At 36.0% G+C, this 26,210-nt stretch carries 26 protein-coding genes, 3 tRNA genes, 1 other RNA gene and 1 riboswitch; of the genes, 22 read left to right on the top strand and 8 right to left on the bottom strand.

The genetic code is table 11. The features are described 5' to 3' along the window. Positions 1-67: 67 nt before the first annotated feature. The 4 genes from BK581_RS04675 to sinI all read left to right on the top strand — a co-directional run bounded on the left by BK581_RS04675 (position 68) and on the right by sinI (position 3,834). Positions 68-1,273, top strand: a complete 1,206-nt coding sequence (locus BK581_RS04675; RefSeq protein WP_078577070.1) for an MFS transporter — start codon at positions 68-70, stop codon at positions 1,271-1,273. Positions 1,274-1,350: 77 nt separating this feature from the next. Continuing rightward, positions 1,351-2,226, top strand: coding sequence for a DUF1002 domain-containing protein (locus BK581_RS04670; RefSeq protein WP_245828889.1), 876 nt, complete (start codon positions 1,351-1,353; stop codon positions 2,224-2,226). Between the two features lie 343 nt (positions 2,227-2,569). Next, positions 2,570-3,199 carry an NfeD family protein gene (locus tag BK581_RS04665; RefSeq protein ID WP_078577068.1) on the top strand — a complete coding sequence of 210 codons (630 nt, stop codon included), beginning with the start codon at positions 2,570-2,572 and terminating at the stop codon, positions 3,197-3,199. 364 nt (positions 3,200-3,563) lie between these two features. After that, positions 3,564-3,664: riboswitch (cyclic di-GMP riboswitch) on the top strand. 44 nt (positions 3,665-3,708) lie between these two features. Then, positions 3,709-3,834 carry a DNA-binding anti-repressor SinI gene (gene sinI / locus BK581_RS19885; protein WP_143709632.1) on the top strand — a complete coding sequence of 42 codons (126 nt, stop codon included), beginning with the start codon at positions 3,709-3,711 and terminating at the stop codon, positions 3,832-3,834. 103 nt (positions 3,835-3,937) lie between these two features. Here sinI and BK581_RS04660 read toward each other — a convergent pair whose 3' ends face one another. From BK581_RS04660 to BK581_RS04650, 3 genes are all read right to left on the bottom strand, one after another. After that, on the bottom strand, positions 3,938-4,180 hold the full coding sequence (locus BK581_RS04660; RefSeq protein ID WP_169837544.1) for a helix-turn-helix domain-containing protein: 243 nt from the start codon (positions 4,178-4,180) through the stop codon (positions 3,938-3,940). 471 nt (positions 4,181-4,651) lie between these two features. After that, the gene (locus BK581_RS04655) at positions 4,652-4,975 is read right to left on the bottom strand and encodes a helix-turn-helix domain-containing protein (RefSeq protein WP_078577066.1); all 324 of its coding nucleotides are present in this window, start codon (positions 4,973-4,975) and stop codon (positions 4,652-4,654) included. A 262-nt stretch (positions 4,976-5,237) separates the two neighbouring features. Then, positions 5,238-6,017 carry a DUF1189 domain-containing protein gene (locus BK581_RS04650; protein WP_078577065.1) on the bottom strand — a complete coding sequence of 260 codons (780 nt, stop codon included), beginning with the start codon at positions 6,015-6,017 and terminating at the stop codon, positions 5,238-5,240. Positions 6,018-6,518: 501 nt separating this feature from the next. Between BK581_RS04650 and BK581_RS04645 the strand changes: the two genes are divergently transcribed. From BK581_RS04645 to BK581_RS04605, 9 genes are all read left to right on the top strand, one after another. Continuing rightward, positions 6,519-8,117, top strand: coding sequence for a Na/Pi cotransporter family protein (locus tag BK581_RS04645; protein WP_407690348.1), 1,599 nt, complete (start codon positions 6,519-6,521; stop codon positions 8,115-8,117). Between the two features lie 141 nt (positions 8,118-8,258). Then, positions 8,259-8,335 (top strand) — tRNA-Met (locus tag BK581_RS04640). A 176-nt stretch (positions 8,336-8,511) separates the two neighbouring features. Continuing rightward, a tRNA-Ile gene (locus tag BK581_RS04635) sits at positions 8,512-8,588 on the top strand. Between the two features lie 8 nt (positions 8,589-8,596). Continuing rightward, positions 8,597-8,689: transfer RNA gene (locus BK581_RS04630), tRNA-Ser, on the top strand. Positions 8,690-8,834: 145 nt separating this feature from the next. Beyond that, on the top strand, positions 8,835-9,188 hold the full coding sequence (locus BK581_RS04625; protein ID WP_078577063.1) for an iron-sulfur cluster biosynthesis family protein: 354 nt from the start codon (positions 8,835-8,837) through the stop codon (positions 9,186-9,188). Positions 9,189-9,387: 199 nt separating this feature from the next. Then, the gene (locus BK581_RS04620; RefSeq protein WP_078577062.1) at positions 9,388-9,996 is read left to right on the top strand and encodes a superoxide dismutase; all 609 of its coding nucleotides are present in this window, start codon (positions 9,388-9,390) and stop codon (positions 9,994-9,996) included. A gap of 302 nt (positions 9,997-10,298) precedes the next feature. After that, the gene (locus tag BK581_RS04615) at positions 10,299-11,531 is read left to right on the top strand and encodes an MFS transporter (protein ID WP_078577061.1); all 1,233 of its coding nucleotides are present in this window, start codon (positions 10,299-10,301) and stop codon (positions 11,529-11,531) included. A gap of 94 nt (positions 11,532-11,625) precedes the next feature. Continuing rightward, a non-coding RNA gene (gene ssrS / locus BK581_RS04610) (6S RNA) lies at positions 11,626-11,816 on the top strand. A 90-nt stretch (positions 11,817-11,906) separates the two neighbouring features. Then, positions 11,907-13,955, top strand: coding sequence for a peptidoglycan D,D-transpeptidase FtsI family protein (locus BK581_RS04605; protein WP_078577060.1), 2,049 nt, complete (start codon positions 11,907-11,909; stop codon positions 13,953-13,955). Between the two features lie 278 nt (positions 13,956-14,233). Here the strand turns inward: BK581_RS04605 and BK581_RS04600 are convergent, their stop codons facing one another. Both BK581_RS04600 and BK581_RS04595 read right to left on the bottom strand, forming a co-directional pair. Next, complete coding sequence (locus BK581_RS04600; protein ID WP_078577059.1) at positions 14,234-14,713, bottom strand: endolytic transglycosylase MltG; 480 nt, start codon at positions 14,711-14,713, stop codon at positions 14,234-14,236. 79 nt (positions 14,714-14,792) lie between these two features. Then, the gene (locus BK581_RS04595) at positions 14,793-15,134 is read right to left on the bottom strand and encodes a hypothetical protein (RefSeq protein ID WP_078577058.1); all 342 of its coding nucleotides are present in this window, start codon (positions 15,132-15,134) and stop codon (positions 14,793-14,795) included. 246 nt (positions 15,135-15,380) lie between these two features. Here BK581_RS04595 and BK581_RS04590 point away from each other — a divergent pair, with 246 nt between their 5' ends. Next, positions 15,381-15,965, top strand: a complete 585-nt coding sequence (locus BK581_RS04590) for a hypothetical protein (protein ID WP_078577057.1) — start codon at positions 15,381-15,383, stop codon at positions 15,963-15,965. Positions 15,966-16,268: 303 nt separating this feature from the next. Next, a complete protein-coding gene (gene rpmG / locus BK581_RS04585; RefSeq protein ID WP_078577056.1) occupies positions 16,269-16,418 on the top strand; it encodes a 50S ribosomal protein L33 in 150 nt (49 codons plus the stop codon). Positions 16,419-16,750: 332 nt separating this feature from the next. Here rpmG and BK581_RS04580 read toward each other — a convergent pair whose 3' ends face one another. From BK581_RS04580 to BK581_RS04570, 3 genes are all read right to left on the bottom strand, one after another. Continuing rightward, complete coding sequence (locus BK581_RS04580; RefSeq protein WP_078577055.1) at positions 16,751-17,317, bottom strand: DUF4352 domain-containing protein; 567 nt, start codon at positions 17,315-17,317, stop codon at positions 16,751-16,753. A gap of 69 nt (positions 17,318-17,386) precedes the next feature. Then, positions 17,387-18,079, bottom strand: a complete 693-nt coding sequence (locus BK581_RS04575; RefSeq protein WP_078577054.1) for a hypothetical protein — start codon at positions 18,077-18,079, stop codon at positions 17,387-17,389. A gap of 422 nt (positions 18,080-18,501) precedes the next feature. After that, positions 18,502-19,170 carry a DUF4352 domain-containing protein gene (locus BK581_RS04570; protein ID WP_078577053.1) on the bottom strand — a complete coding sequence of 223 codons (669 nt, stop codon included), beginning with the start codon at positions 19,168-19,170 and terminating at the stop codon, positions 18,502-18,504. Between the two features lie 690 nt (positions 19,171-19,860). Here BK581_RS04570 and BK581_RS04565 point away from each other — a divergent pair. The 7 genes from BK581_RS04565 to BK581_RS04540 all read left to right on the top strand — a co-directional run bounded on the left by BK581_RS04565 (position 19,861) and on the right by BK581_RS04540 (position 26,210). Then, positions 19,861-20,439 carry a 5-formyltetrahydrofolate cyclo-ligase gene (locus BK581_RS04565; protein WP_078577052.1) on the top strand — a complete coding sequence of 193 codons (579 nt, stop codon included), beginning with the start codon at positions 19,861-19,863 and terminating at the stop codon, positions 20,437-20,439. Between the two features lie 38 nt (positions 20,440-20,477). After that, positions 20,478-21,278 carry a DUF92 domain-containing protein gene (locus BK581_RS04560; RefSeq protein ID WP_169837543.1) on the top strand — a complete coding sequence of 267 codons (801 nt, stop codon included), beginning with the start codon at positions 20,478-20,480 and terminating at the stop codon, positions 21,276-21,278. A gap of 14 nt (positions 21,279-21,292) precedes the next feature. Then, positions 21,293-22,315 carry a ThiF family adenylyltransferase gene (locus BK581_RS04555; protein ID WP_078577050.1) on the top strand — a complete coding sequence of 341 codons (1,023 nt, stop codon included), beginning with the start codon at positions 21,293-21,295 and terminating at the stop codon, positions 22,313-22,315. A gap of 126 nt (positions 22,316-22,441) precedes the next feature. Further along, positions 22,442-23,395 carry an L-lactate dehydrogenase gene (locus BK581_RS04550; protein WP_078577049.1) on the top strand — a complete coding sequence of 318 codons (954 nt, stop codon included), beginning with the start codon at positions 22,442-22,444 and terminating at the stop codon, positions 23,393-23,395. Positions 23,396-23,540: 145 nt separating this feature from the next. Next, on the top strand, positions 23,541-23,714 hold the full coding sequence (locus BK581_RS19820; RefSeq protein ID WP_095995528.1) for a sodium:proton antiporter: 174 nt from the start codon (positions 23,541-23,543) through the stop codon (positions 23,712-23,714). A 160-nt stretch (positions 23,715-23,874) separates the two neighbouring features. Then, a complete protein-coding gene (locus tag BK581_RS04545) occupies positions 23,875-24,624 on the top strand; it encodes an HAD family hydrolase (RefSeq protein WP_078577048.1) in 750 nt (249 codons plus the stop codon). After that, on the top strand, positions 24,621-26,210 hold the full coding sequence (locus tag BK581_RS04540; RefSeq protein ID WP_078577047.1) for a rhomboid family intramembrane serine protease: 1,590 nt from the start codon (positions 24,621-24,623) through the stop codon (positions 26,208-26,210). The genes BK581_RS04545 and BK581_RS04540 overlap by 4 nt, the downstream gene beginning before the upstream one ends.

Here is a 26,210-nt window from a genome sequence, read left to right as displayed (position 1 = left end):
AAATATGTCACGTTATTTGAAATTAGTCTCTTGGAAAAGATGATGATGCAAGAAAAGGAGCTAGGATATGGCGCGATCTGTGGTAGTTAGCACATTAGGTATGTTAACGTTTATCATGATTATTGGTAATTCAATGTTTGTACCAGTTTTACCTGATATGGAGATAATGTGGGATGTAACTTCAACACAAGCTGGCCTCATTTTAAGTGTTTTTTCTTTATCGGCAGCCATTACGATACCTTTAACAGGGTACTTGACTGGACAATTCTCAAAAAAAACTATAGCGACATATGCGATTGCAATCGTGATCGTAGGTTGTTTAGTAAGCGCCTTGAGTGGTAGTGTACATGTCAATTACGCTTATCCAATGCTGCTAATGGGAAGAGTGGTGCAGGGGATAGGTGCTGGAATAGTGGCCCCTCTTCCATTTATGATAACTGCGGAATTGTTGGAAAGGGATGACAGGGTTAAAGTGCTAGCAGCTATAGAAGTTTTTAATGGTATAGCAAAATTAGTGAGTCCGTTCGCTGGTATGTTTACGATCCAATATGGAGGAAGTTTTTTATTTATTTTCTATATGGGTGTGTGTATTTTAGCAATAGTATTACTTTTATTAGGAATAAGAACGATAAAACCTACTCCTTTGCGGACTTGGAAGAGTTATTTTACAGCGCTAAAGCACATTGTTTTCCATCGTATTAAGGATGTATTTCCCTTGATTTTTATTGGTGGTGGAGCTATGTGTTTGCTATTTGGTTTTCTGACATATTATTCTTATGAGCTTGAATGGATTTACGGGCAAACTGGCATGACTAAGGCTTTTTTATTCACTTTACCATTGATAGGGCTCATAATAGGCTCAATTTTAACAGGTAATCTAGTAGAACGTTATCGTAAAATTAATCTTGGAAACATTTTTAAAGGGGTCACAATTCTTCTGGCAATATGCTTTTTTCTATTGTTATTACATGAAACATTGTGGTTACTTATTATCATAACAACATTGATAGGGGGAAGCTCAGCCGCCATTTTAGTAATATGTAACCTTCTTATAACTGAAAACGTCTTAAAAGAGGAGAGAGATATAATCGTGTCTTTATACAGTATGGTACGTTTCATAGGGGTGGGACTTGGTCCTCCATTATTTACGGTACTTATGTATAATGAAGAGGCTATGTTTGTTAGTTTGTTTACCGTCATGGTCTTATTGGGGATTGTCTGCCAATTTCTTTTAAAATGTCGGTTGCTGCCGAGTCATATGCCTAACAAGTGACTCTCTTTTTTCTTCTTACTTATATAACGTTTTTCTGGTAGTGTGTAGATTAGATTATTGAAAAGAGGGGTATGAGAATGAGAACACTTTACAAGACAGCTGTTTCAACTTTTGCTATTTGGTTGTTGTTTATATCAGTCGCTTTTGCAGATGCGGCTCCTGGAGATGAAATTGTGACGCTTGGTGATGATTTGTCTCCACAGCAAAGGGAAACATTACTTAATGAAATGAATGTTAATGAAGATGAGGTACTTATAGTCACTGTAACAAATGAAGAAGAACATCAATACTTAGGTGATTATATAAGTGCTTCTGTTATTGGAAGTAATGCTTTATCTTCCTCGAAAATTACACTTTTAGATCAAGGTGAAGGGGTTGATGTGGAAACAAATCGTATTACTTGGGTTTCTGAAGGAATGTATGCTAATGCTTTAATTACTGCCGGTGTAAAAGATGCGAATATTTACGTTACAGCACCTTTTAATGTCTCAGGTACTGGTGCTTTAACTGGATTAATTAAAGCGTATGAAGCGTCCACTGATGAGGTAATTCCTGAGGATCAAAAACAAGTGGCAAATGAAGAATTAGTTAAAACAGCAGAGCTTAGTGATGAATACGGTGTAGAAGATGCAACTGAACTTATGGCTCGTATTAAAGAAGCACTTGCTGAGGAAAATATAGAGACAGAGGAAGATTTACGTGCTTTAATTCAACGAATTGCAGGAGAGTTAGGCATGACTCTAACTGATGAAGAATTAAATGGTTTAGTCTCATTATTTAATCGTATGAAAGATTTAAATATTGATTGGGACCAAGTGCAAAATCAAATTGGTAAAATACGTGAAAACATTGGTGATTTCTTAAATAGTGAAGAAGGTCAAGGATTCATACAATCTATTCTTGATTTTATCTCAAACCTAATTGATATCGTGAAAGGTTGGTTTAGTTCTTAACAGAAAGAACACTATTTTTACTAAGTTAACTCAATTTAGCTGGAATGTGTGAGTAGGGAGGGGAAACTAAACCGTCCCTACTTTTTTTATCACAGATAGCCGTCCGTAAAATGCTCACCTCGTAAATCTATTTAAGCTAACGGACGCGAATGTGCGATTCACTCAACTACCAACCGGTGGGGAAATACGAAAAATTCTCATTGATGAAGGGCGTTTTATTAAACATAGCAAAGTGATTTTCTTCTCATGCTGAAACTTTTTTAGTCAATGTAACGTAAATGATTTTAGAATAGAAAATTTGATACAATAACGTAAAGACTGCATTTAGGAAGGAGGAAGTATTATGGAATTTTTAGACTACGCTGCTTTTGGTTTTTTTGTTGTTTTTATCGCTACCCTCTTCATATTTGGTGAGATGATGGTACGCACTAAAGGATTGTTCGGTGTAATAGGTGTCGTCATTATGGCGATTTATTTTTCTTATCATGTAACCGCAGGAGACAGTTTGTGGATAGTCATACTTTATCTAATCGGTCTATCGTTAATCATCTTTGACGGGAAAGTAACGACAGATGGCACGATCGCCTCTTTGGGGATATTGTTGATGGTATTGGGGTTAGCAATTCCTGCTCCTGGATTAACGTATGGGGCACTTGTTTCAATGGCCTTCTTAATAGCTGCTCCTTCATCTTACCTATTCACAAAAGTTTTTCCACGTAGAAATATGTGGGATAAGATGACGCTGAAAGATAGATTGACATCAGAACATGGTTATAATTCGATGAATGACAGTTATAAAGAACTAGTTGGTAAAACTGGGATCACAAAAACACCTTTTAGACCTACGGGAACCGTAGAGGTTGACGGGAAACTCTACAGTGCAACGTCAGATAACCAATGGATTAAGGAAGATGAGACAGTGAAGGTTCTTTCAGTGGATGGTACACGTATCGTTATAGTACCTAAAAATTAATGGCTGATAACTTATATAAAGCCGATAATTTCAAAGGAACTGCACTAATATGTGACAAATTATATAGGGCGAAATAAAAATTCATTAAAATTTTTTTAAAAATAGCATACTTACGATCTAGTCATAATTCATTGTAAATATGTAACAATGCAAAAAAGTATGTCTATTTATGCATTTTTTTCGAAATATGTTCCTGAAAACACAGTGAAAAAGCACTTATGTAATGAATATTTAATGTTGGGTAGGCAATAGGGATGAATTTTAATATTATGACATTTTTCGACATACTTTTCACCTGAAAGTTATTTATAATTATCTCTGGCTCCATCGAATGTCACATTATTTTTTTCGAACCAGATCTTCTTCTAGTCAACGGCAAATCTATTGAAAAATAGAGACGCAAAGTTACAGGTCTAAGGAGAGTTAAAGGAGTTTACCTCTCTCTATGATGGCTGAACTGCCTAGCGGTGTTTATAATGGTTTGTGCGAGAGGGGATCATGTAATTATAATGGCTATTGATGAAAAACAACTTAAAGATTGGGAAGTGCTTCTTAATCAAGCAAAGGACATGGGTTTGACAGTAGAAGAAGTGAGAGAGTTTTTTGTGAAGAAAAAAGAATTAAAAACAATATAAGATAAGGCTTCTTCAAAATATTTTGAAGAAGCCTTATCTTAAACTAGCCTGAGGGTTACGTGGACTATCCTATATCATCCAATACTTAAAATCTAATAGGGTATTAGACCGATCGTTCTTCCATTGCCGTCATAGAACGGTCAATCGTTCTTTCTTGATAAAATAAGGGTGTTAAGGGTAGATCTAATGTAATAAAGATACGTCTAACAATTTCAATGGATGGATTTTTCTTTTTATTCCGCTCTAAGTAACTTAAGTATGACTTCGAAACGCCTGTTTTTCTAGAAAGCTCAGATAATGTAAGACCTTTTTCCTTACGTCGATAGCGAATCATATCACCAATCATTGTTATCCCCCTCTCATGCAAAGTTTTTCCCTCATATTGTTCATTATATAGCACAATGGTCATTTGTTAAAAAAAGAAATAATGAGCAAAATGGAGTATATACGACATTGAGAACGAATTTAGTTCTTTATATGAGTATTTTGACGATTTTTGAAGGTTCCCATTTAGTAGGAAATCTTTTATACTAAAATTATATTCTTTATTAAGAACGCGTTATATTTTGGCTAATTATAGGCCTTAATTATTTTATTGTAAAAGTTTATTCATAAATAGAATGCCGTGTTACCTTAAGGGAATAAGTGTGAGTAAAACTCATTGATTTTGACATGATGACTTTCGGGAGATTGCAACACACTGAAGTATAACGAAGAACGAGAGGTTCATTTTTCCACCACTTCATCACTTTGAGGAGTTAAAGCGAATGAGGGAGTTTAAAGCGATAAAGTGGCGGTAGCGACTAAAGTGAACATATTATTTTTGTTGTATCTTCCATTTGTTAAATTCTAAAAACTCTTTAAATTCATCTTTGGATACGCCTGATTCCATTGCTTCTTTCACGAGAGATTGCCATTCTGCATCCATTTGTTTGTCGTCTGTAACATCATCATGCAATAAAAGATCCATTTTTATGTTAAGTACATTAGCGATTTTTTCTAGAAACTGAATGGATGGATTCGTTTGAATGTTTCTCTCTATAGCACTTAAATAGGATTTCGCTACCCCTGCTTTTTCCGCTAATTCGGTTAGTGACATACCAGATTCTTTTCTATATTTTTTAACTCTTTCACCAATCATCGGATATCCTCCTCTATATACTCATATTTACACATCAAATTATTATCTATCTTACAAGAACATGTCATGATTATTTATGTGATAAAAAGTTCACTATTAAGTTTTAAGATGTTCGTTATAAGGGATACATTCTTAATATATCATATTTTTACTGATTGAGCTTTCTTTTCTTAAATTTTTTAAAGAAATGTGTAATAAGTAATGAGGTAAGCGGTAATATAATGGCTATATTACCGCTTCATTTGAGTTGGTTAAAAACTTCTTATTCTGTAATAGGGTCTTTCGGTTTTGGGATGCTTTTTAAAACGTAGGTAATGATAATAATGGCTATAATCCAATAAAGAATAAATAAGAGTGGCATACCAAGGATATTGAACGTTCCAAAAAGTACTATTATAATCGTTGGCAAGGTTGCCGTGTATACAGATAAGATCCAGCATTGTTTATAAGATAATTGGTTTGCCATACTCGATTTCATAAGTAGCATAACAAGTGACAGAAGGAAAATAACAATAAACTTGACACCTGTACCTATTAAATATACACCCAAAACGATTAAAGAAAGTATTAATGGGAATAAGTTATTAACTGTTTCTACCATAGAAAGAAGTTCATCCGACGAAAATGGCACACCTATTTCTTGATAACCTACTACTTCAGGGTCTCCTGCAACCATTATAACAGCACTTCTCTCCAGTAAAGCATAGGCGATATCGTAATCAGAAATGTCCGTTGGATTGAGATCACCAGTAGGGTCGATGATGATGAAACCATGGTCTGTTTCGGATATATAAGGCTCATTTAGCTCATCAGAGGCAAGAAGGCCATCTTCTACATAAAATGAAGGCAGCTCTTCTACATATTTATGTACTGTATTAAAAAGGGCGTTCAAACCGCTACCTATTTGAAAAGCTAAAGGAATACAAGCGATAAGCATCAGAAAAAAAACATAGAGAATGGCCTTTCCTATTTTTTGAAAACGAAAACTAGCGATGGTTTGAGGTGAGATTAAACTTTTTACGAATTGCTTGAAAATATTCATGTCTTCACTCCTTTTAAAAACGATTTTTTCCAATTCTAAATATTACTATGCCATTTTAACAATTACAAGGCCAGCGTAAACAAAATTTTTATTAATTAGAATGAATGTTTGACATGAACAAGTGAACAATGAGAAATAGTTGCTATTACACGTATGTCTTAATAAAGAATTGCACCGAAAGCGGGGACTTCCGCAGGGGCATCGTTGTCTAAAAAATCAATGATCCAAGGACTTATCGTCATACCGAACAGATGGTAAGCCCTGGGGACATCATTCGTCTGTAGCAAAGAGTTGTATCAGTCGTTTTATTAAGTCGTGTATTTTGTACGTTGAAATAGACTGAGAATATGAAACGAATTTAAAATCTTAACAAAATCTTTACAAATGGTTAATAATAAATTAATACTAATTGCGTACGATGGGGAACGGTAGTAGATAAGATAGAAATTTGTTGGAGTGGGGGACGAGTGCTTGGATTTACCATTGCAGGATTTATTATTTATGTTTTTTGGCGGTTTAGCCATCTTTCTGTTTGGTATTAAATACATGGGAGACGGGTTGCAAAAAGTTGCTGGTGATAAACTTAGAGATATTTTAGATAAATTTACTAGCAACCCTGTTATGGGAGTTATAGCTGGTATTGTTGTGACCGTATTATTACAAACGAGCACGGGGACTACGGTTCTAGCTATTGGTTTAGTTAACGCTGGATTTATGACCTTAAGACAGTCTATAGGGGTCATTATGGGTGCCAATATTGGAACGACTATAACAGCTTTTATAATTGGTTTGAAAATTTCAGACTACGCTCTTCCTATCATAGCGGTTGGGACTTTTTTAATCTTTTTCTTGAAAAATAAAAAAGCGAATAACTTCGGTCAAGTTTTCTTTGGTTTTGGTGCGCTTTTCTATGGGTTAAGTTTAATGGGAGAGGGACTCTATCCACTAAGAGAACTTGAAGCTTTTGCTGAGTTAACAGTTAGTATGAGTGAAAACCCATTTTTAGGTGTATTAATAGGCACAGTATTTACAGTTGCGGTCCAAAGCTCGTCCGCAGCGATCGGTTTATTGCAGCAATTATTCTCACAAGGTGCTTTAGAACTAGATGCTGCGTTACCTGTGTTATTTGGTGACAACATTGGAACAACTATTACAGCTATTTTAGCCTCTCTTGGTGCATCGATTGCTGCCAAGCGTGCGGCCCTTACTCATGTTATTTTTAATGTCATAGGGACTATACTCGTGTTAATAATTATTAATCCTTATATAAAAATGATGGCCTATTTACAAGAAGCTTTTTCGTTAAATGCAGAGATGACGATAGCTGTGGCACATGGTATATTTAACTTCTCCAATGTCTTAATTCAGTTGCCTTTTGTTGCTGTTTTGGCGTTAGTTGTAACGAAGTTAATACCGGGGAAAGAAACCTTAATAGAATACAAGGCTCAGCATTTAGATCCTGTGCTTATCTCCCAGTCTTCATCCATTGCTTTAGGACAAGCTAAAAAGGAAACATTAAGAATGGCTGAACTATCAAGGCAAGGTCTTGAAGAAGCTTCGAAATTTGTAAGTAACAAACAAAAACGTCATGCAGAATTGACGTATCAATTTGAAGATGCCGTCAATAATCTTGATCGCAAAATTACAGACTACTTAATCAAAATTTCGACAAACTCATTGACAGCTGAGGATTCCAGATTACATTCTATGCTTATGGATACAGTCAGGGATATTGAGCGCGTTGGTGATCATATGGAAAATATAATTGAATTAGCTGAGTATCAAGTAACTAATAAAGTGAAAATGTCAGAGTTAGCAATGGAAGATTTAAAAGAAATGTTTACTCTTACTATAGAGACATTGCAACAGGCAGTGAAAGCTTTAGAAGATGATGATATTTTGGCGGCTCGTTCAGTTGTATTAAAGGAAGAACAAATAGACAAAATGGAGCGGCAACTGCGCAAAAAGCATATTATGCGGTTGAATGAAGGAAAGTGTGAAGCTTCGGCGGGAATTGTATTTGTCGATATGATTAGCAACCTTGAACGAATTGGAGACCATTCTGTAAACATCGCAGAAGCAATTATTGAAGAAGAGTAGAAAAAATTCGAGCGCCGTACTGATGAACAGGTGATTTACGGCGCTTGAAATATTTTTTTAAGAATATAATAATTTTATATTGACTTAGCTAGAAATGTCATGATAAGATAGTCATTGTCTCTGGCGAAAAGAAATTGAAATGGCGGTGTAGCTCAGCTGGCTAGAGCGTACGGTTCATACCCGTGAGGTCGGGGGTTCGATCCCCTCCGCCGCTACCATATATATATTGCTATATTATTTGGCCTTTAGCTCAGTTGGTAAGAGCAATCAGGCAGGCATCTTAAGCAGACTACGAAGTGCCCTGACAAATCTGACTTCTAAAGAAATATGAGAGGAAGAGACAGGCGTTTCAATGTTTATTTGTAAGAACATCTTAATATAGTAACTCTAAATTGGACCCTTAGCTCAGTTGGTTAGAGCAGACGGCTCATAACCGTCCGGTCGTAGGTTCGAGTCCTACAGGGTCCACCAATTTTTACGGAGGAGTACCCAAGTCCGGCTGAAGGGATCGGTCTTGAAAACCGACAGGGGCTTTGCGGCCCGCGGGGGTTCGAATCCCTCCTCCTCCGCCATATATTATATAATTAACACTCATCTCTTGATGAGTGTTTTTATTTATTTGTCTAGCTATAGAAGATAATATATTTTTAAAGAAATGAGCAGCAAACTTGATGAGAAGTAGGGATATCCTACATAATATATGAGAGGAGGGATTCTATGAAACTTGAGTTGTCAGAAGTTGCAATTCAGCAGTTGAAAAATGAAGGCATGAGTGCTGAGACAAATGTTCTCTTTCTCCAGTATGAAACAGATGGGTGTGGCTGTGTCGTAAGCGGTGTCCCAAAACTGGTAGAATTAAGCCCGGAAGAATTAACTAAGGAGGAAGACATCTCAATTATTGAAACAGAGCCTGCTCCTTATCGTGCTGCTATCCAAAAGCGAGTGGAATGGGTGTATGATGACAACCTCATAATTGATTATTCTTCTGCAGCAAATATGTTTCAATTAAAGAGCCCAAATCAAATGATTAATCCGCGACTTAAGTTCGATAGTCTTAAACAAACAAGCTAAGCCTTCTATTTAATGAATGGTTAAAGTTATAATGTTTAATGCTATAAGGTTTATTCATTGAAAGCGGAGGGTATATTTGTTAATGTAAATAGTGTTGAGGATAACTCTTTTTCCATTATGGGAAAAGTGTTATCCTTAGTGGGTTTAAATTTCGGGGTAACCGACGTTTGCCTACATAAAATTTAAGGAGGAGATATGAATGGCATTTTCTTTACCAGAACTACCATACGCACACGACGCATTACAACCTCACATCGACCAAGAAACGATGGAAATCCACCACGGCAAACACCATAATACGTATGTAACAAAGTTGAATGGTGCTTTGGAAGGGCATAGTAACCTTGCTAGCAAAAGCTTAGAAGATTTACTTGCGAATATTGAAACATTACCTGAGAGTATTCGCGGGGCTGTTAGAAATAATGGTGGTGGACACTATAATCACACTTTCTTTTGGAAAATCATGTCTCCAGATGGCGGGGGTACTCCTACTGGAGAGCTTGCAGAGGCTATCACTAGCACCTTCGGAAGTTTCGAAGCTTTCAAAGAAGAATTTAAAAATGCCGCATTAAACCGATTTGGTTCTGGATGGGCATGGCTTGTTGTCAACAATGGTAAGCTTGAAATTACGAGTACTCCAAATCAAGACAATCCTATTATGGAAGGTAAAACAGCCATTTTAGGGGTTGACGTTTGGGAGCATGCTTACTACTTAAAATATCAAAATAAACGTCCTGACTATGTTGAGGCATTCTTTAACGTCATCAATTGGGATGAAGTTGCAAAACATTATAGTGAAGCAAAATAATCGTTAAAAACGACCGTATTCCATATTTGGGATACGGTTTTTAGTTTTATCACAGTTAACCGTCTGTAAAACTTCCACCTCAAAATAGGAGGCGAAGTTAAATTTATTTATGCGGGAAGTAAAGTCCTGATTGAAGTTTTTTTATCTGATGGTTTTTAAACAAATAATGATTACATAAGACACTTTTAACCATGATAAATGCCCGATTTAAATGTGACTTCAGATCCAATGACTAAATTAAGGGAATATCCTCTTTTTCAGAGTGACACACTAGTCATGTCTGCAAAAGGAGCGTTGATTACATGAAAAATTTAGTCAGAACAATGGTTGGCGATATTGAATTAAATAAAGAGATTAAATTATTACTATTAATCGGCGGGCTTTATGCATTAAGTGTTGCACTGTCTAATACTTTTGTTAACGTTTACTTGTGGAAACAAAGTGAAGATTTTGTCAGCTTGTCGATATATAATTTATTTATTGTCATAATGCAGCCCATCACGTTTGTACTAGCTGGTAGATGGGCAAAAAAAATTGACCGGATTACGGTTCTAAGGTTAGGTGTCATTTTCCTATCGGGCTTTTATTTAACGGTCTTAATGCTTGGAGAAAATGCTGGTAATTACCTTGTGTTACTAGGTATATTGTTAGGGATTGGTTACGGTTTTTATTGGCTCTCTTTTAATGTCCTGACGTTTGAGATAACGGAACCAGAAACGAGGGATTTCTTTAACGGATTTTTAGGTTTACTTAATTCGTTTGCCGGTATGATAGGCCCTATATCAGCAGGGTTAGTCATTACACATATGGAAAAGTTAACAGGGTATAACATGATATTTTCGCTTTCTTTAGGGCTTTTTGTAGTTGCTGTCATTCTTAGCTTTTTCTTAAAGCGGCGTCCAGCAGCAGGGCGCTATAAGTTGCTGAATGTTTTTCGCCTTCGAAAACAGTCTTTTAATTGGCGGCGTATATTATATGCTAATTTTTTTCAAGGTTTGAGAGAAGGCAGCTTTGCATTTGTTGTCATTGTTTGGGTCTTTGTCTCTACTGGTAGTGAATTAGCTATAGGCACCTACGGGCTTATTGCGTCAGGAATTTCATTTATAAGTTATTATTTAGTAGGCAGATTCTTGCCAAAATCCTTCCGTAAAAAAGCTATTCTTGTAGGAAGTATTTTTCTATATGCAGCTGTGTTTATTATTGTGTTCGATCAGAATTTTTCTCTACTCATTACATACGGTATCGTGATTTCCATGGCGTACCCACTGTTACTGGTCCCTTATTTATCGATTACGTATGATGTGATCGGTTCTTCCGAAAATGCTGAAGAGTTGAGGATTGAGTATATTGTTATTAGGGAGTTATATTTAAACGGTGGGAGAATTATCTCCATTCTCGTGCTTCTTCTAGCTATTTGGCAAATGGGGGAAAAAACGGGTATTCCGTTCACCTTGTTATTGTTAGGTTCGGGGGAATTGCTATTGTTTTGGATGATGAAATCAATTACCTTGCCAAGTGGGAAAAAGGAACAGTAATGTTCTTTTTAAAAACGAAGAGGAAAATCAGACATTATGCGATAGTTATCTTTCGCAAAGTAAACGTTGTATGATATAATAACACTACATTTAAACATGCCTGCGGTGTTGGTGAACTTCGAGTTTAATTCGAACCGAACACCAATTCACTTTGGGAGCTTTACATTAAAACATTAACAGCATGCCCAAGTTCATTATTGGGAAGCTGGAGATGTTTTTGCGGGCACCCACCTGCCTAGGGCGGGTTCGTGAAATCTGGAAGATAACCGCACATGCGGGCAACTACTTCAGACACCTTTTCAGGAAGGTGTCTGTTTATAAGTAAATAATAGATATGTAGATACATCTAGTAAGATAGAGAGAGGGACAAGATTAATGAGTGAAAAAAAAGGGCAAAAACCTCATCTACCTGTACGATTAAATATACTTTTCTTTGTCGTGTTTTTATTATTCTCTGCGCTAATTCTTCGGTTAGGTATCGTGCAGATCGTCCAAGGGGAGGAATATCAAGAAGAGCTGGAGAGAACGGTTAACATTAGTCATCCAGTGGAAGCTCCGAGAGGCCTTATTTATGATAGGTATGGAAACATCCTTGTTGATAATGAATTACTCCTGACTGTTACTTATACGAACCGAAATACGACCCAAGAAGAAATGTTGGAAGTGGCAGCTCGCCTCAATGAATTTATTACGATGGAATATGATGGTGATTTAGAAGGTCGATTTGAAAGGGACAGAAAGGAATATTGGACCCTCTTAAATAAGGACGAATTTGAAGCGTTTCTACCTATGAGTGAAGCGGGAGATATGACAGATGAAGATATCCATAAAGAGCGCCTTGAGCAGATTACTGAAGATCACTTATCCCAATTAACAGATGAAGAAATTGAAATATTTTTTTTGTGGAGAGAATTTAATAGTGGCTATAATAACTTGCCGCATAAAGTGATGCAAGGTATTGAATATGAAGAAGCTGCTCAAATTATCGAACATATTGAAGAATTACCAGGTGTCGATATCATTCGCGATTCAACAAGGAAATATGTTTACGGGGATACATTGAGAGGTGTCTTTGGCAGTGTTGGAGCGATCCCTAGAGATAATATTGATGAATTCCTTTCATTGGGATACGAGCGAAATGAAGAGGTTGGAAGAAGTTACCTCGAAGCTCAATATGAGTCTGTTTTACGTGGCAATAAAGGTGAAATCGAAAATTTCACGGATCAGAGTGGTAACTTGTTAAGAAACGCTGAAGAAAAATTAGGAAGCAGAGGGAACGATTTAGTTCTTACACTTGATATGGAGCTACAACAACTAGTCCAAGATGCGATTGAAAATGAAGTTACAAGTGGTAATGCAAGATTTATTGAGGAAAAAGATGCATTTGTTGTTATGATGGATCCGAATACTGGCGATGTTCTCTCAATGGCTGGGTATTCCAGTGATCTCGGCACATTCACACAAGCTTATGAAGCGGGGTCCTCTATTAAGGGAGCGACAGTACTGGCTGGTTTAGATACAGGGGTGATTGGACCAGGTAGCGTTATATACGACAGACCGATCACATTACCAGGATCTCCTCCTATCAGCTCAGTAAATAACTTGGGACCTGTCGATGATTTGACAGCATTGGAGCGATCGTCCAATATTTATATGGTTGAGATTGCCATGAGAATTATCGGCTATGTTCCTGGAGTGTCAGGTAGAAACTGGGGGGATTTAAACCCTGGTTTTAATACGCTTCGTTCATACTACAATCAATTTGGTCTAGGAATTGAAACAGGTATCGATTTACCAAATGAATTCAGCGGCATGAACGGTGGGAATCCAACGAGAGCAGGGGCAGCCGGCTCATATCTTTTCTTGTCATTTGGACAGTTTGATACGTATACGACGATGCAGTTAGCTCAGTACGTATCAACCATTGCTAACGATGGTTATCGTGTGGCACCAAGAATCGTACAAGAAATTCGGCAACCTGGTTCTGGCAGAGATGAACTAGGCGCCATTTCTCAGCAAGTTGAAACTAAAATATTAAATTATTTAGATGTGGACTCTAATCATTTAAATCGTATCCAACAAGGGTTTTACCGAGTTGTTCACGGAAACCAGGGTACGGCGAGGGCATATTTCAGAAACGTTGGTGTTGATGTGGCTGGAAAAACAGGAACAGCCCAAGTAATGGTGAACGGAGAAAAAGGAAATAACCAAACATTTGTCGGTTATGCCCCTTATGATGATCCAGAGGTAGCCATTGCGGTCATTGTCCCAGGAACCCGTACAGAACATACTGCTGGTGTCGCTAACAGGATTGCAGAAAAATCTTTAGAAGCGTACTTTGATTTAAAAGAAAATAGAAACGGACCAGAAGTATCTGATGATGGGGGAGAGATTGAGGAGATCGATAACACGCCGTCAAATTAATTGCCCATATAAAAACGAGCTGTTTCATAAGTCTTACTTATGAAACAGCTCGTTTGTCATCTCTTAGGTTTCTTACGATTCTACTTTGATATTCAATGTGCTCTACACGAACAGCCCTTCACTCCCGTTGGGGAATGAAGGGCCTGCTTTAATTAATCATCCCTGTATAATGATCCTAGTATTTTCGAAAACCATCTTCAGAAATTATTTATTCGTTTTTGGTTAACCTAGTTTTTCTTTAATCTTAAAATTAAAACTAGGAGTAAAGCGAGATCGTCTTACTGTGACGTAATTAAGTCGATTATCTCGTCTAGTGTCATCGTACTATCTAGCGTATAATCGCCAATTTGCAGTTGCTGGGCGACGCCTCTATCACTCAATGCCGCTTCAAACTCTTGGGCTGATTGAACAATGTTAAGTGTCTCAAGCTTATGACTAATATCTTTTGATGTCATTCCCTGTTCAATAGAGAGAATACTGATGTACAAAGGATCGGCTTCGATTACTGATTCGTCTTCGTTAACTTCGTTGTCAACTACTGCTTTTAGTTCTTCAATTTGTATATGCAGTTCTTCATTTTCTCTCTTTATTTCTTCAACTATTTCCTGGGTCGCACTATTATCGTCTTCAATAGCTTCGTCTGATCCGTTGGAAATAGCAAAAAACGTTTCGGGTTGCACATAATAAATAGCTGCTAAAAGAGAACCACACAAAAATAAGCCTGCTGCTATTCCACGAAATGTATGCTTAGAAGCCATAATTTATCTCCCCTCTAAATATCGAATTAAAATGTCTATGGAATCTCTGTATATGTGTCACGTTAACCATTGCAGACTATTAATTAGCCATCATTTCTTCAATATCATCGATGTGGCTATTTGTCATATCGGCGATGTGAGCTATGGTATAGCCCTCTTCATAAAGAGAGAGAACATCATCACGTGTTAAAGCTTTACTGGCAGTTGCTGCAATTTCCTGTTCTGAGAGCTTGTGACTATCCATTAGAAACTCTTCTTCAAGTACTTTTATCTTTTTTTTCAAATAATAGATTTCCTGCATCATTTGAATTGACATATTTTCAACTTGATTTTCTATCTCTTTATTAGAATCTTTTTGAAAGAATGATAATAGAAATAAGATGGCAGAAAGACTAAATAAGCCGATAATAATCCATTGCATGCACGCTTCCTCCTTTAATAATGGTACAGTCTATCTATCTTATATTATCAGATCTAAGCCTTTTTGTGTGAAATAGTTATATAAGTTCATTTATATTCCTTTAAATAGTAATTATTATGTCGTATTTTTGCTTATGAGAGAGTCTTATTGAGCATGATTTTGCAAATAAAGACAAAAATACCACCTTGTTGAATGTGGAAATACTCGATACGATTAGAGATAAGATATTTAAGGGAGGGAAGAGTGATGGAACTATTAAAAAATACGGTACGCCCTTTTATAACCGGCTATTTAATAAAAGGAGAAGGACAAGTCTATCACAGTGTCCAAATGAATTCCAATGTAGCTTTTCAAGAAGTTTGCGTAGACAATTTAGCAATAAAACGTGTGCTATTGCCTGACAAAAATGAAAGAACCCGAATAAATAAATTATTAATATACAATATGTCAAGTAAAACAATTGAAACAAAAATGAAAGTTCATTACTATATGAATTCGGGTTGCGTGATGCCTTTTGTATATTATTCGCCTCATTATGAAGCGATGGTAGCTTGTACAAACGATAGTTATTATGTAACGGGGGGTATGAGCCAAGAAGGTGGACCAATTCAATATCAGACGAATATGCACGATATGAATGCTAGTGCTGCTGGTAATGCGACTAAAACAGTTTATCAGCCTTTAACTAAACATAGTGATGGATGGAGTCTCACCTTTGATCTACGATTATTACCTTATGATCAGACCTACATGTATGATTGGGAATTATCAGATACAGAATTAGTCAATTTAGAGAAGGAACATTTAGCATTAAGGCAGTTATTTAATTGACATGACTTCTTGATTTTAAGTTTATGGATAGTCACTATCCGTAACTATAAATCACAAAAGGTCTGCCGAAAATAGTGTGAAATCTAAAAGGACGCTCTTAGAGAGTTATGACATTATAATGTGAGCTGTAAAGTAATTAACATCCCAAAAGAGATGTCTTAATTTTTAAAAAACGAGTAAATTAACAAAAGAAAACTGCGAGCGGAAAAAGATGCATTATAACAGTGACTTCCTCTTGAATCTCTTAGCAATCTCTGCTATTATTTTAAGGTATGAGTCAGTTAGAATTTGGAGGGATAAATAATGCGTGTACAAGTTACTTTAGCTTGCACTGAGACAGGCGATCGTAATTACATTACGACAAAAAATAAACGTACTAATCCGGACCGTATGGAACTTAAAAAGTACAGCCCGAGATTAGCCCGTCACACATTACATCGTGAGACAAAGTAATAAGGGAAAAACGACTGAAGAACCGAAAAAATGGGGATCAGTCGTTTTTTTGTTGATGAAAAATCGATTGAGATAACCTTCTAGAGAGCTTCCGAGACTAAACTTTTTAAAAAAAGTTGTCTAGGTGGGGAAATTAACGAAATCTAAAACTATTAATAGAATAATGACCATTTCACACCAATGCTTTGCAAAGATCGAGGATAATCTGTGTAACTAAAGTAATCCAGCAGTGAATGATCTCCTTGGTGAATTGCTGACTTGTTTATGGAGGGAGTACTGGTGTAATTTAATGAAATTAAAAAAACGCCTTTAGAAGGCGTCGAATGTTGTATTTACAAGTCAATATCTAGATCAATTTTTTCACCAAGCTCTCGATAGTCTTCGTTAGTTACTCCGTTCATAATCCACCTCACTGAATTAATGTCATCATCTATTTTGTCAGTTAAAAAGTAAACTTTACCGTTTTTAGTGACATTACCAAAAAATTCACCATTCATAAAGCTAGTATCTGTAAAATCGAAAGATGCATCAATTTGGTTGCCTGTATTCGTAGTAATTGTAGATTGTGCTGGATTTATGATTAAGTCATCATCGGAAGTATTTTCTATCGACAGGTCAAAAATAATGGCTGTCGCTTCAGTAGGACCGTCATAATAACCATAGAATTCTTCATTATAGATAAATTCAGCCACTTCAATTGAGTTAATAGTAATATCCATATCTCCACTAGTTTCCGTAAAATCAATATCTTCTTTTTTAATTGTGGTAAAGGTGCCAGGCTCCAGTGATTCTGCTAATTCATCGTTATTGAATGCTTCTGCACCATTATTGTTTTGGTCGCTACATGCGGTAATGATGAAAATGGAGGATAACGTTAATGCAATTAGAAATTTTTCCATAATAGTGATCTCCCTTATAATTACTTGCTTTATATTTTAAAAATAATCAAATAAATATCTAAATAGTGATTAAAATTCTAATTCTTCATCTATGTCATCACCGATAGTATCAAAGTTTGAATTACGAGGACCTTGAATTTTTATACGAATGCTTTCAACCTCCTCTAAACTCTCATCCTCTATTAAGAAAATGAGACTTCCACTATGAAATGTACCGGCCATCAGTTCATTGGGAAGATTAGTAGTTAAATTGTAATCAGTTGATAATTGCTTCCCTGTATTAGTGGAAATGGTTACACGTGACATATCGAAAGTCACATCTTCATTAGCTCTATTTTCTAGCTGATAATCCAATTGTATAATGTCTACTTCATTCGATTCTAATTCGGAGTATCTAACAGCATCTTTATCAATTTCACCAGAAGCAATAATAAGCTGGTCAATCTCTATAGTGATTGGTCCAGATTTTAAAGGACTAAAATCATCTGCTTTGGTGACCATGGTAAAGATACCATTATTTGTTTCATACATGTCACCAACATTAGCAGTAGAAGCATCCAACACTACTTCTTGTTCCTGCTCTTCTTCGTTATCTTCGTTCATTGCAGTCTGAGAATTGGTTTCATGCTTGTTTACTCGGGCTACTGCCTCGCTATTATTCTGGTTATTGTTATTTTCGGATTCATTTTTCCCTTCTGTTTCTGCACATGCTACTAAAAGTAATAATGTAGATAATGATAAGATAGTAATACTTTTTTTCATTAACGAATCTCCTTTAAAATATTTTATGTATTTAGCAAGAATGCTAATTAACATCAATCAAAATTTGCTGAATTGTAGGTTATAATTGCGAAATTTTAAGTATAAATACAATAAAAAACATTAACTTGGTTAATATACCTTGTATAGTCTACCACTTCTATTAATGTTAGCAAGATGAATGAGTCAAAACACAACTAATTTACTATTGTAGAAAATAATTCAAATGAACTATGGACTTTTGATCACAGATTAGAAGGGAGATAAGGACACTAATGTCCTCATTCTCAACTATCACACAGTGGGAGAAGAGCGAAAACGCTCACTGAGTGGAGGCCTATTTTATATTATCTGTTTCTGAAAGATAATAAAAAAAGCAAGGATTCGTTGTTAAACAACGAATCCTTGCGCAACACCTTATAAAATTATAATTCAATCTCTAGATCAATCTCTTCTCCTAGTTCATCCCAATCGTCATTGATAGGAGCACTCATTTTAATACGAATAGTTTCTATATCCTCAGCACTAGAGTTTTCAAGTATAAAGAAAAAGCTACCACTATGCTTCGTTCCAGCCATCATCTCTCCATCAATGTGATCTGAAAGAAGCATATCTCTTTCCAATTGTTCACCAGTATTAGTGGAGATAGTAGCTTGGCTCACAAAAAAAGTAACATCTTCATCAGATGTGTTTTCAACCTCAACATCGACTTGTACGTAATCCATTTCTTCACTACCTACTAATTCAGCGACCATCTGATCGGTGATTTCTCCAGAGGCGGCATTTACTTGTGGAAGATCTAAAACGATTGGCCCTGTTTCGATCGTGTCAATGTTATGTTGTCTTGCGTGAAGGGTAAATACACCAGCCTCATTTTCAATAGTCTCTCCAACTTGTGTTTCGAAGTCGCCACTTTCTTCATTATTAGTATTATTTTCATTATTATTAGTTTCTGAATTGTTATTTCCTTCGTTTAAGTTAGTTTCGTTTTCATTGTTGGCATTGTTTGCTGCATTTGTTTGATTTTCAGATTCTCCACATGCAGCCAAGACAAGCAAAGATGATAAAGATAAAACTGTTAATAATTTACGCATAAAAATAATCCCCTTTTGTTGTTTTTTTTATGAAAAATTAGCTTTAGCTAACTATCATCTAAATAAAAAGTAGAAAGCTTAGTCAATTTAGTAGATTAAAATCAATAAAAACAAATAAATCTAGAATTTGGAGTAAAAATCTACTAAACAAAGCATGTACAACCACGTTGATCGTGCTTGGTCTATGAGAATAAGTATTAATTCATAGGCTTAAAGTTTTAAAGTGGATCTTTCGACAAGAAAAAGGAGCTTTTAAAAGGTCTTATAGCTTATATTTTTCAAAAAAAAATCATTTTTTTAACTCACAAATCCTACTTTAGCATTATTTTTCCTAAAAAGGAAACAGATTTGCTCAAAACGCTAATTATAAATTCGATTGCAAAAAAAGCTATGGGAATTGTTAATGACGTCTATTTAGTTTTATTACAGGGGGGCAAAGATATCTCGATTGTGAAAGAAGGAAAGGGTTTCTATAACCATAGCTAATTAGCCACTTGTGTCATAAGTATGGTCTTACTAATGTTATATTTAATTAGAATAAATAGTAAACGTAGAATAAAATACTTTTCTTTATTTTTAACCTCTATATTCTTATTTAATAATATTTCCAAAGAAATGTATCAGAGGCTCTTTTTTGTGTGAACACATGATAAACTATACTTACAAAAAAATATAGAAAGGAGTTGGCAAATGACTAAATCAGAATGGCGCCAATGGATTAAAGAAAAGTTGTATAAGTACCCTGAAACGATCCAAGTTAAAGAAACTCAGCTGATTCATGAAAAGTTATTTAGTCATTCCGTGTGGAAACAGGCTTCAACCATTGGAGTAACAGTTTCAATAAAGAATGAGATTAATACACTACCTATCATTGAACAAGCGTGGCAAGAAGGTAAACAAATTGTTGTACCGAGGTGTCGACGCTCTGATAATTCATTACTTTTTTATCATTTGACATGTTGGGAGGAGTTACAAGAAAGCTTTTATGGATTGCAGGAGCCTGATGTAAACAAATGTTCATTAAGAAAGAGGTGCGATATTGATTTGGTTATTGTGCCAGGACTCGTATTTGATGAAAAGGGCTATCGAATTGGTTATGGAGGAGGTTACTACGACCGCTTTTTAACAGGAGAATGCCCTTTTTCAACGATTTCATTATGTTATGAATTTCAAGTGACTAAGACACTACCTATAGATACATACGATCGACCAGTGAATTGGCTTGTGACGCCTGAAAGAGTGATTAAAACAAATTCAGAAAAACAATGAAAATCATGTTACGTAACTAGTATGAAAGTGTGATAATTGTGACTATTTTATTGTTATTGTGTGTTGTAATACTAGCCCTAACAGCATGGAAGAAGGACGCTTTAACTGAGAGAGGGGTTATAGCAAGTGTGGTTGTAGGTGCTTTCATTAGTATAGGAACATCTTTAGCTGGTTTGCTACTGTTGGGAGCTTTTTTCATATCTTCTTCGATCATTGGAAGAGTTCTAAAAAATGTAATTGCAGATAACGGTATAGAAGACAAAGGAGAAACGAGAGACGAAAAGCAGGTATTAGCTAATGGAGGGATGGCAGCTTTGGCCTCATTAGCATTTTTAATTACTGGAGAGAACTTGTGGCTCACTGGTTTAATCGGTTCCTTGGCTGCAGCAAATAGTGATACGTGGGCTTCTTCCATTGGAAAAATGAGTCCTTCTCCCCCCACATTAGTATTAAGCAGACGTCGGGCTCTACCAGGACAATCTGGGGGAACAACTCTATTAGGTCACATTGCAGGTTTATTAGGGAGCACCTTTATCATTCTTGTTGCCTTTAGTGTGAACCTGTTCAGTTTTCTAGGGGAAATGCCACTTTTAATGTGGCTAATTCTTATTGTGGCTGGCTATGCAGGGCAATATAGCGATGCTTTAGCAGGTAGGTTTTTACAATCGTTATATAAATGTCCTCATTGTGGCGCACTTACAGAAAAAACGACTCACTGTTTAATAGAGGCCGATTTAGTTAAAGGATTTCCACGGGTAACAAATGATATTGTAAATGTCGTGGGTACCTTTACGGGTTTAGTAATCGGTATGGTGGCTGGTTACCTTTTAAATATATAGAAAGGACGATGTAAATGAGTGAAAATTGGGCACGTTATTCAAGACAAATGCTTTTTTCTCCAATAGGACAAACTGGTCAAAAAAAACTTTCCAACTCAAAAGTACTCATTATCGGAATGGGGGCATTAGGTACAGTTATTGCAAATCATTTAACTAGGGCAGGTGTAGGGCAGCTTGTGTTTTGCGACAGAGATTATGTGGAATTAAGTAACTTACAGAGGCAATTGTTATTTGATGAAGAAGATGTGAAACAGAGTTTACCTAAAGCAGTGGCTGCTGAAAAAAAATTAAAAAGAATGAACAGTGATATAAAAATTGAAGGATACGTTACTGATATTTCATCCACTAATATGGAAGACTATTTAAGCGAGGTAGACGTCGTAATTGATGGCACGGACAATTTTTACACAAGGTATTTAATGAATGATGCTGCCTTTAAACATACTATTCCATATATTTATGGAGGAGCAGTCAGCTCCAGAGGAATGGGGGCTGTGTTTATTCCTGGAAAAACAGTGTGTCTTCGCTGTATCTTCCCTGCATTTGATGGAAATGGACAAACGTGTGATACTATTGGCGTTCTTTCTCCTACTGTTGATATGGTCGCAAGTTTACAAGCGCTAAATTGCTTAAAATTATTAACGGGAAACGCTCATACAATCCCAGAAAAATTGGTGACATTTGATCTCTGGAAAAATGAGCAAATATCAATGGGAATGCCTAAGCCAAATCCAACATGTCCCACGTGTCAACTTAAGGAATACCCGGCATTAGGAAACGAGGACCAAGGTCATATGACAACACTATGTGGGAGGGATACAGTACAAATTCATTACACTTCATCTCATGATTTAACTTATTGGGAAAAAACTTTAAGAGGAATAAGTACGACCATTAAAAAGACGCCATTTTTACTAAAAGTAGACTTACATGAAGGAGAAAGATTTGTATTGTTTCCTGATGGTAGGACGCTTGTACAAGGGACGGAAGATATTGGAAGGGCGAAAGCGCTTTATACCAAATATTTAGGATTATAACACTGAAAAATGTGACGATTTATTGAAAATGTTGTGTTTGTGACTAATCTTTTCTAGCTACTTTAGTGTACAATAGGCAAGACAGTAAAATATATTACTTCTTAAGGGAAAGGTAGATGTTTAAACATGTATGGTACTAAAACGTCAAGAGTTGTTATTATTGGAACGGGGTTTGTTGGATCCAGCTATGCTTTTTCATTAATCAATCAAAACATAACCGATGAAATGGTGTTAATTGATTTAAATAAAGAAAAAACTGAAGGGGATGCTATGGACCTGAATCATGGGATCCCATTTGGCTACCCAACTAAAATTTGGGCCGGTGAGTATTCAGATTGTAAAGACGCCGATGTGGTTGTGATTACAGCAGGTGCTAATCAAAAGCCTGGAGAAACACGATTGGATTTAATTGAAAAAAATGTCAATATATTCAAAGGGATTGTTGGAGCTGTTATGGACAGCGGATTTAATGGTATCTTCATCGTAGCTACAAATCCTGTAGATGTGCTATCATACGCTACTTGGAAATTCTCAGGCCTACCTATGGAGCGTGTGATTGGTTCAGGTACATTGTTAGATACTGCACGTCTTCGTTTTCTTTTAAGTGATTATTTTGATATAGACAGCCGTAATATTCATGGTTATATTATTGGAGAACATGGTGATACTGAATTACCTGTTTGGAGTCAAACGAGAATTGGGTCTGAACTGATTTATAGTTTTATGGAGAAGTACAAACCGGATGGGAAGCAAGAAGATCTTGACAGTATTTTTGTCAATGTTCGAGATGCTGCTTATCATATTATTGAGCGAAAAGGTGCCACACATTATGCCATTGCGATGGGACTTGCTCGATTAACAAAAGCTGTATTAAGGAATGAACACTCAATTTTAACTGTATCAACTTTGCTTCAAGGTGAATATGGTCTTAATGATCTCTATATTGGTGTCCCTGCGATTGTGTCCCATAACGGAATAGAAAAAATAGTTGAAATGGAATTAGCCGATGACGAAATGGAGAAGCTCCATCATTCTGCTAATGTATTAAAAAGTGCCATGGCACCAGTTTTTAATAAATAATGAATGTCTAAAGGGCTGTTTTCTTTCTACTCATGAAGAAAACAGCTTTTTCAATACTGAATGAATACCTAATTTTGGGTCAGTGAATTAAGGAATAAAAGACACTATTTTGTTTCATTCTAACGGTAAAGGAGAGTGGTGGTTAATGAGATGGTTAACATCTTTTATTGCTATTGTTATGGCGACTTTAATCCTAAGATATCGCTATCGTGTTTTAAATAAACTATTGTCAAAAAGATGGCTGCGTCGCTTGTCGGTAGCAATGTTAATGAGAATTCCTGCTGTTAGAGAAAAAATGATTTATGAGACCTTTAGGTAGAAAAACTAAATATCAAAACAATGTGGCATTCACTATCTAAGTAAATAGGGATGCTCATTTTTTTATGGCTAAATACGTTTGTGAAAACAAAGTAAAATGTGTCTCATAAATATAGTTTTTAATGAGCTTTTGTTATAATGTAGTCTGAGGTGAGAGGATTATGAGATGGGAGTTAGTCGCATTTGATCTAGATAACACCTTATTTAGTCATGAAGACGCTTTTGAATGCGCAATAAAGCAGTGCTTTAAGATATTTCAGGATAAAATTGACACCAACTTGCATACAGTAGATGAGGATACGTTTTTCTCTTTATTTAAGTTTAACTGTGATAATTATTGGGAGGACTATGAGCAAGATAAACTTACTAGGAGTGAGTATCGCAGAAAAAGATTTTGTAAGACGATGACGGCGTTAGAGCTCCCTTCAACTAATGACTTAGCGGATGCTTTTCATCATTATTATGACAGTATTATAGATGATTACAGTGTGCCATTTCCAGGTTTACAGGATTTATTACAAACCATCTCCAATCAACAAGTAAAGCTTGCAATAATGACAAACGGCAACGTGAAAACACAGTCCAATAAAATTAAAAAATTAGGAATTTTACATGCTTTTGAACGTAAAAATATTTTTATCTCTGAAGAAATAGGCTTTACTAAACCTGATAAACAGTTTTTTAAGTGGGTTGAAACGGAATTGAATGTTTTTAGTTCGAGATGTATTTTTGTTGGTGATTCTTGGGAACTTGATGTTGTGGGAGCGGTTGATGCTGGATGGGAGGCCATCTTCTTTAATAACCGGGGAGAACAGCGAACGACAGGTCATCCTGTACTTAAAGAGGTTACTACATTTAAAGATCTAAAAAGTGAATTGATAAGATTAGTGACGGAAGGAAGAACATTATGAATGTTTTTACTCAATCCATCAGGTTTTGGGAGACATTGCACCATTTAACTACTAGGGAAGACATGCGCCTTGTTCATTTAAATGAACAAGAAGAGGTAGCGTGGATTGAAGATGATCGTCGTGAACCCTATCATTTGATAAGACTGAGTCGCAAAAATTATGATTGGAGTAATGAACTAAAACGTGATATTAATAAGGCATTTGATCAGGCAAATAAGATAAGAAAAAAGTTAGGTTTACGTCAAGCTAATGTAAGTAATATTATCCTTTCTTCTGATGTACCTGTTGATGATTATGAACAGCTTTTATCACAACCGCTTCCACTTACAAGTGGTGGAAAAAAGCAATTCAGGACCATCCTCATACCACTCGAAGAGTTGAAGCATCATCTGTTTCCATTGGCTACAGAGTGGCAACTACAGGAGATGCCTCCTTATATGGAAGAAACATATATCGTCACGTCAGAGCAGGAAGAACACATTTTACGTACGCTAAAATCAGCTGTGAGAACATCGATAAAAAAACGGGAAGAAAAAGAAAAAAACTTATTATTACATGGAAAGACTCGATTGACGTTTTTATTGCTCGGAATTATTGTCGCTGTTTACGTTTGGGTTGAAATGAATGGTTCTTCAATGAATACATTTGATTTAGTTCGTTTCGGGGCAAAATTTGATCCGTTTATTCTTGAAGGAGAATGGTGGCGGTTCATTACTGCTATGTTTTTACATATTGGCATCGTTCATTTAATGATGAACTCATTAGCTTTATTTTACCTAGGTAGTGCTGTGGAAAAAATTTTTGGAACGAAACGGTTTTTCGTTATTTATTTTTTAGCCGGACTTTTAGGATCTATAGCTAGTTTTGTGTTTAATGATAACGTGTCAGCTGGAGCTAGTGGCGCGATCTTCGGTTGTTTTGGGGCATTATTATATTTTGGACTTATCCATAAACGACTGTTTTTTCGCACAATGGGTATGAACGTCATCGTGATACTCGCTATTAATCTTTCATTTGGTTTTATTGTACCAATGGTGGATAACGGAGCCCATATCGGTGGTTTAATTGGTGGTTTCTTTGCTTCTGCTATTGTAGGACTTCCTGGACAAAAAGAGAGGACAATAAAGCTCCCGGCTTTTCTTGTAACAGTGGTTGGTACCGCTACACTCATCTGGATTGGCTTTTCTCAAAGCGGTTATTCTGAACAAACATCTCTTGTGTATTATCAAATGGGAGTCGAAGCAATTGAAGAAGAGGCATTTGACGAGGCCCATGACTACTTTACTGAATTTTTAAAAGGAGAGGAACACATTACACATGATAGATTAGCCGTTGATGGGAGGTTTCTTCTTTCTTATGTCCAAATCCGCCAAGGAGATCTGAAAAAAGCTGAAGCCAACCTCATTTATGTCGTGAATGACGTACCAGACTTTCATGAAGCCCATTATAATTTAGCACTTATTTATTCTGATCTAGGTGATTATAACAAGGCCTTTGAAAGTGTTGAGAAAGCTCTAGAAGTGGCCCCAGAAAATGAGGACTACCAAAAAAAATATTCCGAAATAAAACGGCATATTGATGATTAA

The sequence above is a fragment of the Salipaludibacillus agaradhaerens genome, from assembly GCF_002019735.1.
GTDB classification, from domain to species: domain Bacteria; phylum Bacillota; class Bacilli; order Bacillales; family Salisediminibacteriaceae; genus Salipaludibacillus; species Salipaludibacillus agaradhaerens.
Note: the sequence above shows the minus strand (reverse complement) of the source record. Positions and strands in the feature narration are given on the sequence as shown.

Excerpts from the sequence above, each read along its gene's own strand:
- BK581_RS04645 (WP_407690348.1), top strand. The coding sequence starts at position 6,519 with ATGTTTTTTGGCGGTTTAGCCATCTTTCTGTTTGGTATTAAATACATG.
- BK581_RS04605 (WP_078577060.1), top strand. The coding sequence starts at position 11,907 with ATGAGTGAAAAAAAAGGGCAAAAACCTCATCTACCTGTACGATTAAAT.
- BK581_RS04675 (WP_078577070.1), top strand. The coding sequence starts at position 68 with ATGGCGCGATCTGTGGTAGTTAGCACATTAGGTATGTTAACGTTTATC.
- BK581_RS04580 (WP_078577055.1), bottom strand. The coding sequence starts at position 17,317 with ATGGAAAAATTTCTAATTGCATTAACGTTATCCTCCATTTTCATCATT.
- BK581_RS04600 (WP_078577059.1), bottom strand. The coding sequence starts at position 14,713 with ATGGCTTCTAAGCATACATTTCGTGGAATAGCAGCAGGCTTATTTTTG.
- sinI (WP_143709632.1), top strand. The coding sequence starts at position 3,709 with ATGGCTATTGATGAAAAACAACTTAAAGATTGGGAAGTGCTTCTTAAT.
- BK581_RS04660 (WP_169837544.1), bottom strand. The coding sequence starts at position 4,180 with ATGATTGGTGATATGATTCGCTATCGACGTAAGGAAAAAGGTCTTACA.
- BK581_RS04655 (WP_078577066.1), bottom strand. The coding sequence starts at position 4,975 with ATGATTGGTGAAAGAGTTAAAAAATATAGAAAAGAATCTGGTATGTCA.
- BK581_RS04565 (WP_078577052.1), top strand. The coding sequence starts at position 19,861 with ATGACTAAATCAGAATGGCGCCAATGGATTAAAGAAAAGTTGTATAAG.
- BK581_RS04620 (WP_078577062.1), top strand. The coding sequence starts at position 9,388 with ATGGCATTTTCTTTACCAGAACTACCATACGCACACGACGCATTACAA.
- BK581_RS19820 (WP_095995528.1), top strand. The coding sequence starts at position 23,541 with ATGAGATGGTTAACATCTTTTATTGCTATTGTTATGGCGACTTTAATC.
- BK581_RS04615 (WP_078577061.1), top strand. The coding sequence starts at position 10,299 with ATGAAAAATTTAGTCAGAACAATGGTTGGCGATATTGAATTAAATAAA.
- BK581_RS04550 (WP_078577049.1), top strand. The coding sequence starts at position 22,442 with ATGTATGGTACTAAAACGTCAAGAGTTGTTATTATTGGAACGGGGTTT.
- BK581_RS04595 (WP_078577058.1), bottom strand. The coding sequence starts at position 15,134 with ATGCAATGGATTATTATCGGCTTATTTAGTCTTTCTGCCATCTTATTT.
- BK581_RS04625 (WP_078577063.1), top strand. The coding sequence starts at position 8,835 with ATGAAACTTGAGTTGTCAGAAGTTGCAATTCAGCAGTTGAAAAATGAA.
- rpmG (WP_078577056.1), top strand. The coding sequence starts at position 16,269 with ATGCGTGTACAAGTTACTTTAGCTTGCACTGAGACAGGCGATCGTAAT.
- BK581_RS04665 (WP_078577068.1), top strand. The coding sequence starts at position 2,570 with ATGGAATTTTTAGACTACGCTGCTTTTGGTTTTTTTGTTGTTTTTATC.
- BK581_RS04670 (WP_245828889.1), top strand. The coding sequence starts at position 1,351 with ATGAGAACACTTTACAAGACAGCTGTTTCAACTTTTGCTATTTGGTTG.
- BK581_RS04545 (WP_078577048.1), top strand. The coding sequence starts at position 23,875 with ATGAGATGGGAGTTAGTCGCATTTGATCTAGATAACACCTTATTTAGT.
- BK581_RS04575 (WP_078577054.1), bottom strand. The coding sequence starts at position 18,079 with ATGAAAAAAAGTATTACTATCTTATCATTATCTACATTATTACTTTTA.
- BK581_RS04570 (WP_078577053.1), bottom strand. The coding sequence starts at position 19,170 with ATGCGTAAATTATTAACAGTTTTATCTTTATCATCTTTGCTTGTCTTG.
- BK581_RS04650 (WP_078577065.1), bottom strand. The coding sequence starts at position 6,017 with ATGAATATTTTCAAGCAATTCGTAAAAAGTTTAATCTCACCTCAAACC.
- BK581_RS04540 (WP_078577047.1), top strand. The coding sequence starts at position 24,621 with ATGAATGTTTTTACTCAATCCATCAGGTTTTGGGAGACATTGCACCAT.
- BK581_RS04555 (WP_078577050.1), top strand. The coding sequence starts at position 21,293 with ATGAGTGAAAATTGGGCACGTTATTCAAGACAAATGCTTTTTTCTCCA.
- BK581_RS04590 (WP_078577057.1), top strand. The coding sequence starts at position 15,381 with ATGGAACTATTAAAAAATACGGTACGCCCTTTTATAACCGGCTATTTA.